Consider the following 15,201-nt stretch of genomic DNA (forward strand, 5'->3'; position numbering starts at 1 on the left):
GCGGCGATCGTGTGCGCAAGACGCCACGCCCCTCCCCAAGGGTCCGTGCGGCCGGCCTCGGACGCCCCCGCATCCGGTGCGCCGAGAGTTGCTCGCTCCTCCTGCGTCGTTTCGGGCATCCCCTAGCGGACGTAGTGGAGGCCACTGGCCGGAGTGTTTTCGTTGGCCAGGAACACACCGTCCGCCTTACCGACGAAGAGGGTCGACGCCTTGATCGGGTAGCACGTGCCGGTGGACTTCGCCCTGTCCACCGCGGCCTCGGCGAACCGTAGACGGGTGCCTGAGTTCTCGACGGCCATGAGCTGGCCCACCGCCTCGCAATGACCCATGTGCAGCATGTCGTTGACGAAGCGGACGGCCCGGCCGCCGACCGTCGTGCGGTACACGTAGATACGGCCGGGCTGATTCCACGCGTCGCCATCTGCGTACGTCCATGTGCCGACGAAGTATGACGGGACGGCGTTGCCGTCGGGCGAGCCGGAGCCGGAACCGGAGGAGTCCGAGCCGGAGGAGCCGGAAGCGGAACCGGATCCCGAGCCGGGGTCGGTCGCGGACGAGTCGCCGGTTCCGGTGGTGGGGCGGGTGGCCGGGGTCGGTTGTCCGCCCGTTTCGGCAGCGGAGCCGCCCGTCGTCTGCGCGGAGTCCCCGCCGCCCTGTCCGCCCTTGCTCTTCGTGGGTGATGCCTTCGCGCCCGGCGAGGGGCTCTTGGACGCCGGGCCGCTTGGTTTGCCGGACGATCCGGCCGGAGCGGGCGTGGTGGCGCCCGCTGCCGAGCCGTCGGAGGGCCCGCTCGCATGCGAACCGCCGCTGTCCCTTGCCCAGGGTTGGATGATGGCGACCGCGCCCCCGCTGATGGTGATCACGGCGACGACCGGGAGCACCACGAACAAGTTGCGTCTGCGCGCCGGACGCTCCCTCTTCCCACTCGCCGTGGCCGGCTCCGGGCCGGGCTTGTCCGGAGCCAGGACCGGCTCGTCCCCGGACCCGTCCGGCGGGCGGAGACCGACCGTCGTGCGGTCGCGGGGTTCCTCGCGCAGCGGAGCCGCGTCCACGTCCAGCAGTTGTGCCGCACGATCGGCGAGGTGGACGACGAGTTCCGCCGGCAGCCAGGCGGCATCGACGATCAGGGCCCGTGTGCCACTGCCGGGGGCGCGGAGGGCGGCCACGTCCGGGCGTTCGGCCGCGTCCTTGGTGAGGCAGCGCGCGATCAGTGCGCGCAGCATGCTGTCCTTCACCTTGTCCAGGCCGGGCTCCTCCACCACCGCGTGGTAGTTGATGGCGTGCTGGTTGGTCACGCCCTGTCCGAACGCCAGTTGACCGGTCGCGGCATACGTCAGGACGCATCCCAGCGAGAACACATCGCTCTTCGGGCCGAGTTCCAGCCCCCGGATCTGCTCGGGAGACATGAAGCCGGGCGAGCCGATGGCCGCCCCCGCGCTGGTCAGCAGCGACTGGACCGAGGTCTCGAGGGCGCGCGCGATCCCGAAGTCGATGACTTTGGGTCCCTTCACCGTGAGCATGACGTTCGACGGCTTGAGGTCGCGATGGATGATGCCCGCCGCGTGAATGTCCTCCAGCGCCTTGAGCAGCCCGTCGGCCAGGGCAAGCACGGAGGACGCCGGCAGAGGGCCGTACCGGCGGATGACCTGTTCGAGGGTGAGGCCGGGCACATACCCGGTGGCGACCCATGGCGGGTCGGCGTCGGGGGCGGAGTCGAGTACGGGGGCGGTGTAGCGCTCCCCGACGCGCCGGGCGGCGTCGATCTCGCGGCGGAAGCGGGCCCTGAACTGCGGGTCGGAGGCGTGTTCCTCGTGCACCACCTTCACGGCGACGGTGCGCCCGCCCTCCGACCGTGCGAGGTAGACCCGGCCCATGCCGCCGGCGCCGAGGCGGCCGAGCAGCAGGTACGGTCCGATTCGCTGCGGGTCGGTGGCGGTGAGCGGAGCGAGATCTCCAAGGGCGGTGGGCGGGGGTTTCTCCCCGGCCCCGTCGCACCTGCCGTCCTGCCCGTCGTCCTGCCCGTCGCCCGTGCCTGTGGTCATGCTGGTCCGGCCCTCCCGTTGTGCCGCCCGGCGGGCGCGGCCCGCTCCCGAACTCCGGGGCCCGCTGAGGGAGCCCCTTGCCGCGCGCATAGAAGATTGCGGTGCGCACGAAGACTTGCGGTGCACACGAAGACTTGCGGTGCACACGAAGATTGCAGTGTGCACAAAGTCTGCTGTGCGCATCAAGGGAGACGTGTGTCATCGGAGTTTGGTTTCGCCAACCATGCTGCCGTGCCCACGTGTTGACCGTCGATAATCGTCAACGATCGCTTTCTGTCGGAGAGTGCCACTCCGGCAGGATGTGTCCCTACTCTGGCCCGTACGACCACCGGGGACCAACTGCTCCTGATCGCCATGGCGGAGCGCAGCGCAGGCGGCGCATCCGGATCAGGGGCGCGGACCGGCTCCGCTTTGCTCTGCGTGCGGCGGAACTGGCGGACTTCGGTCAGTCGGACCCGGTCCGTGATCGGGGGCCCATTGCGGCCGATCGGTGGATTCCTACCAATTCTCAGCCTCCATCGATTCGTTATCGGGATCACTACAACCGTTTCAGGCCGTGACGCACATCACGATGGTGACTCGACGGATACTCGATGATTTTCCGATTTCTGCCCGATTTCTGCAGTGGACGAGCCGTCCAAAATCCGGTTTCGATAGGGGACTTGAACCGCAGGGGGGCGGCGAGACTTCCCCTCGTAATTGAGAAGGAAGTCTTGATGGCACAATCGCCACGGATATTCAGCAGACGCCAGTCACTGGCCATTTTCGGCGGGATCGCGGCAGGAACCGCATTGCCCCTGGGGGTGTTCGGGTCCCGGCCCGCGTACGCGGCGGGCACGGCGGAGGGCGACGGCGGTACACGGCTGCCCGACACCGACCGCGGCAAGATCGTGCAGGCGTACCGGACCGGCGGCCGCGCGGTGCGCACCTCCGCGGCGGTGGCGCTCGTGGGCAGCGCGGACGACGTGGCCACGTTCCTCGGCGAGCGGCTGCCGGCGGCCACGGCCGAGGACAACCGGTTCACGCTCACCGAGGCCCTGGTCAGCGCGGGCAAGGCGACGCGTGCCGGGATCGGGCAGGCGCTGTCCGGCGGGGACGCGGCGGTCGCCACCTACCTGCAGGGCGGCTTCCAGTCGGCGGTGCACGAGGACCTCGAAGTGGCCGTGACCACGGTCAACGCACATGGCGGCAAGGCCGTGAAGCGTGAGTCCTCCGAGGCGCTCGCGAACGGTACGGACTTCGCGCTGCGGGACTTCCTCAGCACCGGGCAGTACGACGCACACGACGAGGACCAGCGCGTCCAGGTGACCTCCATCCTCGTGACCGCCTCGCCACAGGTGCGGGAGTACGCGGAGCGGGCGCTCGACGACGGATCGCCGCGGGCGATCCAGTGGTTCCTGACGACGGGGCAGTACATCGCCCGGGCGCGGGACGAGGAGTCGGCGGAGATCCAGCAGCTCGTCAAGATCGTGGAGTCGGAGGGACTGCGCGCCGAGCGCAAGACCGACGAAGCGGTCGAGCTGTCCGCGCAGGCGGTCGAGGCCGCCGGGAAGGCCAAGGCGGCCGCGCTGGAGGCGAAGGCCGAGGCACAGGCCGCCGAGCAGGACGTGAAGAGCTCGGCCAGGGCCGCGAACAAGGCGGCGCGGGCCGCCCAGGGTGCCGCGGCGGCCGCGTCGACCGCGGTGTCCGCCTCGCGTACCGCGCAGGTCGCGGCCCGGCGCACCGTGGCCGCCGCGAACGCCGCCGCGGCCGCCGCCGCTTCTGCGGGGCGCGCCGCATCGCGTGCCTACCGCGCCGCGATCAGCGCCTCCAAGAACGCGAACACGGCGGACGCGGCCAACCAGGCGGCGCAGGCCGCGCGGGTCATGGTCGACTGGGTGCGCACCGTGGCCGCGAAGGCCAAGCTCGCGGCCCTCGCCTCCGACGCGGCCGAGGCCGCGGGCCACGCCGCCGCGGGTGCCGCGGTCGATTCCGCCTCCGCCGCGCGTGCTTCGGCCGACGCCGCGGTGTCCGCCGGTGCGGCGCGGTCCGAGGCCGCCGAAGCGCAGCGCCAGGCCGCCATCGCGGAGGCCGCCGCCGGACGGGCCACGACGGCCGCGAGCCGGGCCTCGACCCTGTCCCGCAGGGCGGCCGCCGCCGCGCGTTCCGCGTCCGCCGCCGCCGACAGCGCGGCCGACCACGCGGAGAAGGCGGCCGATGCCGCCGAGGAAGCGGCCCGGCACGCCGGCGAGGCCGTGGACTACGCCAACCGCTCCACCACCGCAGCCAACGCCGCCGTGGAAGCCGCGAACAAGGCGTACGACGCCGTCACCGAGGCGCGGGAGGTGGAGGAGGAGGCCCGGGAGGCCGAGATCGCGCGGCTGAACGAGGAGGCCGCGGAAGCGATCGAGGTCGCCAAGCAGCAGCGGAGCGAGGAGACCGACCGTCTGGAGCGCGCCAACCGGGAGCGTACGCAGGAGGCGCGGCTGTCCGACGAACTCGTCGCGCTGATCATCGCAATGGACGCGGCGCTCGCCGACGGGCGGACCGGGGAGGCCGTGAGCAAGGGGCGGCAGGCCGCCGTCGGGCTGGTCGACCGGTCCGGTACGTGGACCCGCGAGGCCGCCGAGTTCGCGCTTGCCGGCGCGGACGAGGACGTACTGCGCTGGATCGAGGCCGACCGGGTCATCGCGCTGCAGCAGGACAACGCGGAGAACACCGCGGCCACCGCCGCGATCTCCACGCAGAACGTGGCCGAGGCCGCCGTCGCCGCGCTGCAGACCGAGGACGCCGCCGCCATCAGGACCTTCCTGGAGAAGGGCGCGGTCGAGGCGGCACGGGACGACAACGAGGTCGAGGTCACCACGCTCCTCGCGGGCACCTCCACCGGTACCGCCGTACGGCGTGCCGCCGAGGCCGCCCTGACGGACGGCTCCGCCGAGGCGCTGCACGCCTTCCTGCACGTGGAGCGCGCCGCAGCCGTCCACGAGGACGACAAGGTGGCAGCCACCACGCTCCTGGCGAACGGCGGCCCGTACGTACAGGCCGCGGCGAAGGTCGCCCTCGAAGGCGATACGCACATGCTGCGCCAGTTCATCGGCACGACGCAGCACGAGTTCGCGCGCATCGACCACGATCACGCCACGCACATCAGCGCGATCCGTGCAGCGATCGCGCGGGCGGCCAAGATCGCCGAGGACGCGCTCGAGGACGCGGCACGCGCCTCCGAGGCCGCGGCCATCGCACGGCAGGCCGCCAAGGAAGCCACCGAGTGGGCCAGCAAGGCCGACGGCTGGGCGGCCGACGCCAAGGCCTCGGCCGAGGAGGCCCGCAAGAACGCGGAGGCCGCCGAAGCCTCCGCGGCCGCCGCCGCCCAGTCCGCGCGGACCGCGGCGAACGCGGCCGCGGAGGCCCGCAAGGCGAGCAGTGTGGCGCGGGACGCGGCGAGCCGGGCCGTGAGCTCCGCCGAGACCGCGGCGTCCTACGCCGCCGACGCGCAGGCCTCAGCGACGCAGGCCCGGCAGGCTGAGCTCGCGGCGGGCAAGTCCTTCGCCGAGGCGGCCATCGCGGCCACCGAGGCGCGGGTCCTGGTCATCCAGGCCGCGATCCGGCAGGCGATCCAGGACGCGATCAACAACTCGAAGGTGCCGATCGACGGCGAGGGCTCCCTTCCCGACGGCGCCGAGAGCTGCCTGACGCCGTTCGGCGACCCGGTCACGCACCGGAACAACACCAACCCGTGGGAGCTGGGGTGGAGCTGGCTCACCGGCTCCGGCCCCGGTTCGCAGTGTTTCGGCCCGGACGACGAGTTCACCCGCCTCTACCGTGAGCACGAGCACACGCAGGGGGTCCTCGACTACTTCCTCAACAATTGGCAGCGGACCGGGAAGTACGAGCTGGGTCACACCTACATGGACGACTACATGCTCAGCGGCTTCGACGGCGCCGGCAAGTACCTCACGGACTACGGCACGCTCAGCACGGCCGGGCTCACCGGCAACCTGGCGTACACGTTCCTGGGCTCGCACCAGGTCCGTATGACTCCCATCCGGAAGAACTCGGACGGGTCGGTCACCTGGCGCTACACCGCGTACAACGAATCGGACATCGAGTCGGCGACGCACCCCCCGGTCATCGGGTACACGGACTGGTGGAGCGACACCGTGGGCGCGTTCGTCGACAAGGTCGTCGGTGACGAGGGGCCGTTGTCGCCCAAGACCCAGGTGATCGAGTTCGACGTTACGCTGGGCCCGTGATCTGCATGAGGACAAGTGGACGGTGGCTCTTCGCCGTGCTTGGCGCTTCCGCAGTGCTCGTCTCGGGGTGCTCCGGTGCGGTCGACCCGGAGAAGCTGCCCGGTGTGTACCGCAACGACGAGGGTGGGCAGATCGAGCTCTCGGCGGACGGCACGTTCTCGGCCACCCGTGTGACGACGAGCGACGGCTCGGATCCGACCGACTTCAGCGGCACCTGGGACTATGAGGATCCGGGCAGTTCGGACGATTTCGTCTACCTGGGTATCGACGACGGCGGGCTCGGCAAGATCGGCGGAATCCAGCTCTACGTGGACGATCAGGACACGCTGCACTTCCAGTCCGATCCGGACGGTCCGGTCACGCAGGAGCTCAGCAAGACGCACTGAACGGCCTGATGGTGCCGGGCGGTACGGCCGCGGAGTCCATTCCGTGGCCGTACCACTCTCTCTTTCTTTCACACTCGCCGGTTGTCCGATTGCCATCCGGTTTTCGGCTGCCTTCCGGCTGCCTTCCGGCTGATTCCGGGACGAACTCCGTCCGCTTCAGGAATTGGCCGTGCTCGCCAAGTGCCCGTTTCGGCACGGGGCTTGAATCCAAAAGAGACTGTCTCCCTTCTAGCTTCAAGGACTGCAATGAAGACACGCAGCGCATTCGTGCGCATTCTGGGCGCCGCGACCGCCGCCGGCGCTCTGGCATGGGCCGTGCTCGCCCAGGGCGGCGCGGGGGCCGCCTCCCGGTCCTCCACCGAGACCGTCGCCGAGGCCGCGCCCGGCTACGCCGTCGAGGACTACGACTACCCGAACGCCGACAAGATCCTGGCCGAGCAGAACATCGTCCTCAAGCGAGGCGACGGCCACATCGTGCTCGCCGACTGCGCCGGCGGGGGCAATCTCCTGCAGTTCCTCGCGCGCGACCATGCGGACGTCTGCTTCGAGGTCACCGCCGACGAGGGCTTCCTGACCCTCGAACTGCCCGCGGTGCACGGAGTGAAGACGGACGACTCCGTCAACACCCACCTGGAGATGACCGCCGAGGGCGACCAGGTCGAATACGACATCCCCGCGGACACGTGGAAGGGCGTCGGCGAGTCCGTTGACGGCCGCGAGCACGTCCTCGTCGAGATCCGCGTCACCAACTAGTCTGCTTCGCCCCGTGATTGAGGAAACCACTCGTATGTCTTCCCTGAGACGTTCTCGTCTGGCCGCGCTCGGCGCCGTACTGGCCGCCGGGTCGCTTGCGCTGAGTGCGACACCCGCGGTCGCCATCACCGGCGGCACACCGGTCGCCGACTCGGACGCCACCTACGCCTACACCGCACAGATCACCATCGGTGCCCACGACCGCGGCTGCTCCGCCGTCCTCGTCGACGCCGAATGGCTGCTCACCGCGGCCAGTTGCTTCGCCGAGGACCCGGCCGCTCCGCTCGCCGTCCCGGCCGGCGCCCCCACCCGGACGACCACCGCCGTGATCGGCCGCTCCGACCTCTCCGGCACCCAGGGCGCCGAGCGCCGCGTCGTCGAGATCGTGCCGCGCACGGACCGCGATGTGGTCCTGGCCCGCCTGAGCCGGCCCGTCACCAACGTGACCCCGGCCCAGCTCGCCACCACCGCGCCCGCGGCCGGTACGGAGCTGACCTTCGCCGGATACGGCCGCACGAAGACCGTATGGGCACCGCTCCAGCTGCACACCGGCACCTACGGCGTCGACTCCACCGCGGCCACCTCCGCGGGCGTCACCGGCAAGAACGGCTCGGCCGCCTGCATGGGCGACGCCGGCGGCCCGGTCATCTCCGGCGGCAAGCTCGTCGGGCTCAACAGCCAGTCCTTCCAGGGCGGCTGCCTCGGCATCGACGAGACCCAGACCTCCACCGCGGGCGTCATCGCGCGCGTCGACGACCTCGCCTCCTGGATCGACGAGAAGGCCGGCGCCACCGGCATCGTCGACTTCAACGGCGACGCCATCGAGGACATCGCCATCGGCGACCCGATGGCCACGGTCGGCGGCCACACCACCGCGGGCCTCGTCCGTGTCATCCACGGCGGCGGCAAGGGCATCGCCGAGATCACCCAGGACCTCGACTGGGTACCCGGCGGCGCCGAGGCCGGGGACCACTTCGGCAACCACCTCGCGACCGTCGACTACAACGAGGACGGCTACACCGACCTCGTCGTCTCCGCGTCCGAGGAGAACGTCGGCACCGCGGTCGACGCCGGTTTCGTCGACATCCTGTTCGGGGGCAAGGACGGCCTCGGCAGCGGCCCGGCCACCCGCCACTTCGAACAGGGCTACGGCAACGGCACCATCGGCGGCTCCGCGCCCGAGACCGGCGACCGGATGGGCGCCTCCCTCGCCGCCGGCACCAGCGCCGAAGGCGGGCCGTGGATCCTGATCGGCACGCCGGGTGAGTCGCTCGGCTCGCTCGCCGAGGCGGGCATCGCCTTCTACGTGCACGGCGACACCAACATCAGCATCAGCCAGGACAGCTCGAACGTCCCCGGTGCGGCCGAGGCCGGCGACGTCTTCGGCACGTCCGTCACGGGCGACTCCCACTTCATCGCCATCGGCGCTCCCGGTGACGCCATCGGCGGCGACGCGAACGCCGGCAACCTGGCCGTGCTCAGCCACAAGCTGGATGCAGACGGGCGGCCCACCGTGATCGCGGGCCTGGACCAGGACAACGAGAAGATCGGCGGCGGCGCCGAGGCCGGTGACAAGTTCGGTCAGGCCCTCGCGCTGGTCGCCTACCGCCCGTCCGGTGCGGCCACGGCCACCGACTCGATCCTCGCGATCGGCTCGCCCGGCGAGTCCATGGCCGCCGAGACCGGCGGCGCGCAGCAGGCCGGCGCGGGCAACGTCATGCTCGTACACATCGGGGCCGACGGAACCTGGGACTACACGCACGCGCTCAACCAGGGCTCCGGGACCGACGACCGCTCCGGCACGATCGAGGCCGGTGACTACGTGGGCTCGTCCCTCAGCGCAGTCAACACCGCGCCCCGGCAGGTCGGTTCAGCCGACACCCTGAAGATCGCCGTGGGCGCCCCCGGTGAGGATCTCGCGGGTGTGACCGACGCCGGCGCCATCCACACCTTCTCGCTGATGGGTTCGGCAGGCGCCAACGACCTGTGGATCGAGGCCGGCGACGGCGACGGCATCCCCGGGTCCCCGGGCGAGGGCGACAAGCTGGGCACGAGCATCCACTTCACCCCGCGGAACCTCTACGCCGGTATGCCCTACGGTCCCGCCGCCACCGGAGCCCTGCACGTCCTGCCGTTCCCGAACGCCGTATCGGGCGGTACGAGCAGGCCCGCGACCACGTACCAGCCGGGCCAGGGCGGACTTCCGGCCAACGGCGGCTACTTCGGGTACTCGGCACGGTAACGACTGTCGCCGTACCACCTGAGCCCCCGAAGACCGCGACACGACGCTGCTGGTCGTTCGGGGGGCAGGCTCTTCTCGGCCCCGCCGGGCTTCGGCCCGGCGGGGCCGAGCGCTGTGAACCGGCAGGTGCGCAGGCGAGTGCGGGCCCGGGCCTGGGGTGCGCCGCAGGGCAGGCGCCGACGGTGGCAGGAGCCCCGCAGGGCCGGTGCCTGGCCCTAGCTGTGGTCGTCGGTGATGCGGGTGGCGATGCCCTTGGTGATCTTCACCTCGGCGGAGACGCCCTTCCGCGCAGCGGCTTCCAGCTCCTCCTCGCTGCACTTGGTGGCGGACTGGTCGTTCTCGTCGCCGCAGATGTCACCCGCGCCCCAGATCTCCGTGCCCTCGGACGTGAAGAACGCCTGCTCCTCACCCTTCGGGCCGGAGACCGTGTACTTGCCGGGCGCCAGGTACGACACGTTCCCGAACCACGTGCCGCTCGCGCCCTTGCTCTGGGCGGTCCCGTCGCCCGCGGCCTCGGGGGTGGATTCCGAGCCGGCCTTCCCGGTATCGCCGGAGTCGCTCCCAGCGGCCGGCGCCTCTGTGCCGGAGGACTCCGACGCGTCGGAGGGGTTCGACGCATCGGCGTCGCTGTCCGCACCCGATGTGTCCTTTGCCCCGGCAGCCGACTCCTTCGAAGAGGCGGTGGCCGATGCCGTGGCGGCCGAGGAGGCGCCGTCGTCCGTGTCGCCCTGGCAGGCCGTCAGCAAAGCGGTTCCAGCGAGGAGGGCGGCGGCGAGCAGAGCGGAACGAGTGCGCAGGGAGGCCATGGGGGGGAGGTCCTTCGAAGAGTTGGAACAGCTGACGTCTGTGAACTGCCTGTTCATGCACCATGCACCATGTCGCACACCGAGAACGGGATGTCCTTGATCCACGACGCTCCTGTGACCATTCACGGACACAATGAAGGAGGGCCGTCCGGAAGGTGAATACCCTTCGCCCGCTGCTCGCCGACACCTCGTGCCACCTGGATGACCAGGACGTCTGATCCGGCACCACGCACTGCGTGCGCGGTCGCAGTCGACGTTCCAGCGCGGGACCTGGCCTCCGGTCCTGGCCGGCGGCAGGCAGCATGCGTGAGTGTCACCAAGGGAGTTGGTGGCAGTCATGAGTCATGACGGGGGCGCGGAGCCTCTGTCGGGCGCGGTGGCGCTGTGGACGCAGTCGCGGAGCAGGGCGCGGCGCCCGTCATGTACGTCATCCGGTTCCTGGCTGCTCGCCGCGTAAACGTTGCTGACCGGTGACCAGGCCATGGACATGGCGATGACCAAGGCCATGATGTCGAACGGGTCACCTGCGCGGACCCGCCCGGCGGCCTGGGCCTCGGCGATGGCCGTGAGCTTGTGGTCGTCGTAGTGCTGGTGGGTCTCGACGAGGTGCCCGGCAGGCCGGCGCTCCAGTCGGGTCCAGGTCGCCAGCCGGATGAGGTCGGGGCGGCGCAGGTATTCGTCGTAGAGACGAACGGCCCACTCGGCGAGGGCGTCGGCGTCGATGGGCACGACGTTGGTGATGCGCTCCAGCGAGCTGAGGAAGATCGCGTCGAAGAGTCGCTCCTTGTCGCCGAAGTAGGCGTAGAGCTGCGCCTTGTTGGTGCGCGCTGCCGTCACGATGCGTTCGATGCGCGCCCCGGCGATGCCGTGCTGGGCGAACTCTTCGGTCGCTGCGTCCAGGATGCGCTGGTAGGTCGCGGCGCCTCGCGAGGTCTGGGGCTGTTCCGGCATGCCCGCATCCTACCAAACAGAACAGTTGGTTTGCCTTGGGGTGGCGATCGCGCCTAAGCTGCGAGGCAGACCGAACAGTCTGTTTAAGGAGTCAGTATGCGAACGACCACCGGATGGCAGGCGGCCGGAACGACGGCGCTGCGGCGCACGTCGCTGGAGCGCCGTGACCTGCGCCCGGACGACATCGCGGTGCGGGTCGACTACTGCGGCGTGTGCCACACCGACCTGCACGCCCTGCACGCCTACGACCAGCCCGCGAAAGCGCCCCTGGTTCCCGGTCACGAATTCACCGGCGTGGTGACCGCGACCGGCCCCGAGGTGACCGCCTTCGCGGTCGGCGACCCCGTCGCGGTGGGCAACATCGTCGACTCCTGCGGCGTGTGCGCCATGTGCCAAGCCGGACAGGAGAACTTCTGTCACTCCTTCCCGACCCTGACGTACGGCGGTACGGACCGGCAGGACGGGGCGACCACCCTGGGCGGCTACTCCCGCGAGTACGTCGTGCGCGACGCCTTCGCCTACGCGCTCCCCTCCGGCCTCGACCCGGCCGCGGCCGCCCCGTTGATGTGCGCCGGCGTCACCGTCTGGGAACCCCTGCGCCACCTCGGCGTGGGCCCCGGCAGTCGCGTCGCCGTGGCCGGCCTCGGCGGCCTGGGTCACCTGGCGGTCAAAATGGCCGTGGCGCTCGGAGCCACCACGACCGTCATCAGCCGCTCCCAGGACAAGCGCGACGACGCCCGCAAGCTCGGCGCCCTCGACCTCATCGACTCCACCGACACCCAGCAGATGGCCACGGCACGCGAAGGCTTCGACGTCGTCATCGACACCATCTCCGCCCCTCACGACCTCGCCCCGTATCTGAAGCTGGTGGCGATGGACGGAACCCTCAGCGTCGTCGGGTACCTGGGCTCCGTCACCGTCGAGGTCATGGACCTGCTCGCCGGCCGCAAGAAGCTCAGTTCCGCGGGCAGCGGAGGCCGCCCGGCGACAGCCGAGATGCTCCGGTTCTGCGCCGACAACGGCATCGCAGCCGACGTCGAAGTGCTCCCGTCGGCACAGGTGGAGACGGCACTCGACCGCCTCCGGCGAAACGACGTCCGCTACCGCTTCGTGCTCGACATGTCCGACCTGGACTGAGGGGCCGGTGGGCCGGCCCCTGTCGTGCGGGCCGGCCGGTGGTGCGCGCATCCGCGGCCGGCCCCTGCCGTGCGGGCCGGCCGGTGGTGCGCGCATCCGCGGCCGGCCCCTGCCGTGCGGGCCGGCCGGTGGTGCGCGCATCCGCCCGGAAGTGATGGAGCAGGCAGCCGGCGGGTCGACGGCCCCCGTCGCATGCCCGTCGGGGCGGTGTGTCAGATCATCGCGAGCCGGTCCGCCAGCAGATCCACCCTCTGCTCGGTGTACTCCGGTGGCATCCGTCCCGCGCGGGTCAGGGTGGCCTGTCCGTGCAGGGCTGCCCAGAACGTCTCGGTGAACAGCCCCGGGTGGACGCCTTCCCCGGCCACCTCGCCGAGGGTTTCCAGCAGGGCGGCGAAGGCGTCCTTCAGCGGCTCCGGGGTGTCCTCGTCCGCGAACGTGAGGCCGCCGTCGAGCTGGAACATCGCGTCGTAGACCGCCGGGTTGCGTGCGGCGAAGTCGAGGTACGAGCGGGCGAGGGCGGTGACCCTGGCGCGGGGGCCGTCCGCGGCGGCGGTCGCGGCCCGCAGCGCCGCGGCCATCTCGGCGGCGCCATCGAGGGCGACGGCGCCGATGATCTCGCGCTTGCCCCGGAAGTGGCTGTAGAGGACGGGTTGGCTGTATTCGATGCGCTCGGCGAGCTTGCGGGTGGTGACCGCGTCCCAGCCCTGCTGCTCGGCGAGTTCGCGGGCCGTCGCCACGATGAGGCGTTCGCGGCTTGCCCGTTCGCGCTGCTTGCGTTCCTGTACCGACATGACTCGATTCTAGCAGCGCTAGACAATCAAGCGGCAGTAGGGCTAGCGTTACCCCATCATCTAGCAACGCTAGATCCTGGGAGGGGTCATCATGTTCAACGCCCTTGAGGTGTTCACCACTGTGGTCGTCGGCCTGATGGTGGGGGTGGAGTTCTCCGTCGCCTTCGTCATCAACCCGATCCTCGGAGCCCTCTCCGACGACAGCTACCAACTCGGCCGCGCGCACGGGGGGCGGATGCTCGGTGCCGTGATGCCGTTCTGGTACATCGGCTCGCTCGTCCTGAGCGCGGTCTGGGCCATCACCGGATGGCACCACGACGGCGCCGGCCTTGTCGTCATCGCAAGCGGGCTGCTGATGCTCAGCGTGGTCATGTCGCTCCTGCTGCTCGTGCCGATCAACAACCAGAGCAAGACCTGGACCCCCGAGAACCGGCCCGAGGACTGGCGGGAGCAGTCGGAACGCTGGGACCGCTTCCACTACGCCCGCGTCGCCGTCCTCATCGCCGCCCTCACCCTGCTGGTCACCGCCCTCACCTGAGCCCACGGCCGGCGGGCTCAGGCGGCGTACGGGCCCCGCCGTACGGACCCGTCCTCGTCAGCGTCTTCTCCGACGTGTGAGCGCCCCGTAGGATCGCAGGCGGGATGGGGCCCGTAGCGCAGTGGTCGTCGCGCCTTCACCTCATGTGGGAAGACGCCGGTTCGAATCCGGTCGGCCCCATCCCGCCATTCGGCGCCGCGCTCGGTGGAGTTGAGAGTGAATTGGGCGCCGAACGGCCCGCGGAGGCCGCCCCAGGCACCCTCGTCGCGCCCATATCACTCTCAACTCAGGGTCGCCCGGAGCGCTCGGAGTGACGCGACGATCTCCGTGAGGACCCGGCTCGGGCTGCGGTAGATGTCCGTTGCCGTAAAGCGCAGGATGCGGCGGATCTCCGGGCAGCCCTGAAGGTCGTTGAAGCGGCGGAGGTCCTCGGCGTGGGCGTCGCGGGTGCCGTGGAAGGCGTAGCCCTCGACCTCGACGACAAGGCCCTCCGCCCGGAAGAGGAAGTCGGGGCGGAGGTTGCGGCCCGTCGGGGTGCGGAGAGCCGCCTGCGTCTCGGGGTGGAGCCCGGCGTCGTTGAGGAGGAGACGGGCGACCGTTTCGGCGGGGGAGGCGGAGTCGGGGTCGAGGAGCGGGAGGAGGGCGCGGGCGCGAGGGGCGCCGTGACGGGGGTGCGCGAGTTCGGCGCTGAGCGCCCCGAGGGCGACGAGCGGCGGGCGGCGCACTCCGTGCACCCGGCGGGCGGACAGAGCGGAGTCCGCTGCTACAACGGCCTCGACGCGGGGGAGATGCCGCATCAGGTCGCCGATCGTGCGGTCCGCCGACGTGACGTGGAGGCCCCGACGCACGGTGCGGTCTGCCGGGGAGAGCGGAATCTGCCGGACGCGGGTGCCGGTGCGGCCGCGGTACGTGCCGGGGCGCGGGTCGGTGAACTCGGCCTCGGCGTCGGCCCTTTCTGCCGGTCCGTGCAGGAGCTCGACGCGGTGGAGGGCCGCTGCCGTGCGGTGGCTGCAGACGAGGTTCGGCTGGAGTGTCTGTACGGCCCAGGCGCGGGTGAACCAGTCGACCCGGCGGCCGGGGGCGGCCCAGGCGCCCCGGGTGATGGGCTGCCAGTTCCCTTGACGTAGATGGTGCGCCAGCCGGCGCCGTGTCCAGCCGGCTTCGATGGCCCGGGCCGCGAAGAGGACGCCTCCTGGTGCGAGGGCTGCCAACGACTCTGCGCCCTTGTCCGGTCGGGGGTGAGGTGGCTCGTGGGGAGGCGGTGAGGTGATGCCTGCCGTGTTCATGGGCCCACGATTCCGCAAGACGTACGGAAGTGGA

11 protein-coding genes and 1 tRNA gene are annotated in these 15,201 nt (G+C 71.0%); 7 read left to right on the forward strand and 5 right to left on the reverse strand.

What is annotated here, in order from left to right; all coding sequences use genetic code 11:
- Positions 1 to 122: 122 nt before the first annotated feature.
- Positions 123 to 2,042: a protein kinase gene (locus ACIBJG_RS15025; RefSeq protein WP_399307913.1), complete on the reverse strand. Its 1,920-nt coding sequence runs from the start codon at positions 2,040 to 2,042 to the stop codon at positions 123 to 125.
- 716 nt (positions 2,043 to 2,758) lie between these two features.
- On the opposite strand from ACIBJG_RS15025, the gene ACIBJG_RS15030 reads away from it, so the two are divergent.
- The 4 genes from ACIBJG_RS15030 to ACIBJG_RS15045 all read left to right on the forward strand — a co-directional run bounded on the left by ACIBJG_RS15030 (position 2,759) and on the right by ACIBJG_RS15045 (position 9,658).
- A complete protein-coding gene (locus tag ACIBJG_RS15030) occupies positions 2,759 to 6,277 on the forward strand; it encodes an ALF repeat-containing protein (protein ID WP_399307914.1) in 3,519 nt (1,172 codons plus the stop codon).
- Between the two features lie 5 nt (positions 6,278 to 6,282).
- Positions 6,283 to 6,663 (forward strand): hypothetical protein, encoded by a 381-nt coding sequence (locus tag ACIBJG_RS15035; protein WP_399307915.1) that lies wholly within the window; start codon positions 6,283 to 6,285, stop codon positions 6,661 to 6,663.
- A 246-nt stretch (positions 6,664 to 6,909) separates the two neighbouring features.
- Positions 6,910 to 7,416, forward strand: a complete 507-nt coding sequence (locus ACIBJG_RS15040) for a hypothetical protein (protein WP_399307916.1) — start codon at positions 6,910 to 6,912, stop codon at positions 7,414 to 7,416.
- Positions 7,417 to 7,450: 34 nt separating this feature from the next.
- Positions 7,451 to 9,658 (forward strand): trypsin-like serine protease, encoded by a 2,208-nt coding sequence (locus ACIBJG_RS15045; RefSeq protein WP_399307917.1) that lies wholly within the window; start codon positions 7,451 to 7,453, stop codon positions 9,656 to 9,658.
- A 215-nt stretch (positions 9,659 to 9,873) separates the two neighbouring features.
- Here ACIBJG_RS15045 and ACIBJG_RS15050 read toward each other — a convergent pair whose 3' ends face one another.
- Positions 9,874 to 10,464 carry a hypothetical protein gene (locus ACIBJG_RS15050; RefSeq protein WP_399307918.1) on the reverse strand — a complete coding sequence of 197 codons (591 nt, stop codon included), beginning with the start codon at positions 10,462 to 10,464 and terminating at the stop codon, positions 9,874 to 9,876.
- Positions 10,465 to 10,806: 342 nt separating this feature from the next.
- Positions 10,807 to 11,415, reverse strand: coding sequence for a TetR family transcriptional regulator (locus tag ACIBJG_RS15055; RefSeq protein ID WP_399307919.1), 609 nt, complete (start codon positions 11,413 to 11,415; stop codon positions 10,807 to 10,809).
- A 96-nt stretch (positions 11,416 to 11,511) separates the two neighbouring features.
- Between ACIBJG_RS15055 and ACIBJG_RS15060 the strand changes: the two genes are divergently transcribed.
- On the forward strand, positions 11,512 to 12,552 hold the full coding sequence (locus tag ACIBJG_RS15060) for an NAD(P)-dependent alcohol dehydrogenase (RefSeq protein WP_399307920.1): 1,041 nt from the start codon (positions 11,512 to 11,514) through the stop codon (positions 12,550 to 12,552).
- Between the two features lie 212 nt (positions 12,553 to 12,764).
- Here ACIBJG_RS15060 and ACIBJG_RS15065 read toward each other — a convergent pair whose 3' ends face one another.
- Positions 12,765 to 13,343, reverse strand: a complete 579-nt coding sequence (locus ACIBJG_RS15065) for a TetR/AcrR family transcriptional regulator (RefSeq protein WP_399307921.1) — start codon at positions 13,341 to 13,343, stop codon at positions 12,765 to 12,767.
- 91 nt (positions 13,344 to 13,434) lie between these two features.
- On the opposite strand from ACIBJG_RS15065, the gene ACIBJG_RS15070 reads away from it, so the two are divergent.
- Together ACIBJG_RS15070 and ACIBJG_RS15075 are read left to right on the forward strand one after the other, a co-directional pair.
- Complete coding sequence (locus ACIBJG_RS15070; protein WP_399307922.1) at positions 13,435 to 13,881, forward strand: anthrone oxygenase family protein; 447 nt, start codon at positions 13,435 to 13,437, stop codon at positions 13,879 to 13,881.
- A gap of 106 nt (positions 13,882 to 13,987) precedes the next feature.
- Positions 13,988 to 14,061: transfer RNA gene (locus tag ACIBJG_RS15075), tRNA-Met, on the forward strand.
- A gap of 101 nt (positions 14,062 to 14,162) precedes the next feature.
- On the opposite strand, the gene ACIBJG_RS15080 is transcribed toward ACIBJG_RS15075, so the two are convergent.
- The gene (locus tag ACIBJG_RS15080) at positions 14,163 to 15,167 is read right to left on the reverse strand and encodes a hypothetical protein (RefSeq protein WP_399307923.1); all 1,005 of its coding nucleotides are present in this window, start codon (positions 15,165 to 15,167) and stop codon (positions 14,163 to 14,165) included.
- Positions 15,168 to 15,201 lie beyond the last annotated feature (34 nt).

The organism is Streptomyces sp. NPDC050422, from assembly GCF_044458665.1.
Taxonomy (GTDB): domain Bacteria; phylum Actinomycetota; class Actinomycetes; order Streptomycetales; family Streptomycetaceae; genus Streptomyces.

Bases quoted from the DNA above. Each gene is read 5' to 3' on its own strand.
- ACIBJG_RS15025 (WP_399307913.1), bottom strand. From the start codon at position 2,042: ATGACCACAGGCACGGGCGACGGGCAGGACGACGGGCAGGACGGCAGG.
- ACIBJG_RS15045 (WP_399307917.1), top strand. From the start codon at position 7,451: ATGTCTTCCCTGAGACGTTCTCGTCTGGCCGCGCTCGGCGCCGTACTG.
- ACIBJG_RS15065 (WP_399307921.1), bottom strand. From the start codon at position 13,343: ATGTCGGTACAGGAACGCAAGCAGCGCGAACGGGCAAGCCGCGAACGC.
- ACIBJG_RS15055 (WP_399307919.1), bottom strand. From the start codon at position 11,415: ATGCCGGAACAGCCCCAGACCTCGCGAGGCGCCGCGACCTACCAGCGC.
- ACIBJG_RS15060 (WP_399307920.1), top strand. From the start codon at position 11,512: ATGCGAACGACCACCGGATGGCAGGCGGCCGGAACGACGGCGCTGCGG.
- ACIBJG_RS15030 (WP_399307914.1), top strand. From the start codon at position 2,759: ATGGCACAATCGCCACGGATATTCAGCAGACGCCAGTCACTGGCCATT.
- ACIBJG_RS15035 (WP_399307915.1), top strand. From the start codon at position 6,283: ATGAGGACAAGTGGACGGTGGCTCTTCGCCGTGCTTGGCGCTTCCGCA.
- ACIBJG_RS15050 (WP_399307918.1), bottom strand. From the start codon at position 10,464: ATGGCCTCCCTGCGCACTCGTTCCGCTCTGCTCGCCGCCGCCCTCCTC.
- ACIBJG_RS15070 (WP_399307922.1), top strand. From the start codon at position 13,435: ATGTTCAACGCCCTTGAGGTGTTCACCACTGTGGTCGTCGGCCTGATG.
- ACIBJG_RS15040 (WP_399307916.1), top strand. From the start codon at position 6,910: ATGAAGACACGCAGCGCATTCGTGCGCATTCTGGGCGCCGCGACCGCC.
- ACIBJG_RS15080 (WP_399307923.1), bottom strand. From the start codon at position 15,167: ATGAACACGGCAGGCATCACCTCACCGCCTCCCCACGAGCCACCTCAC.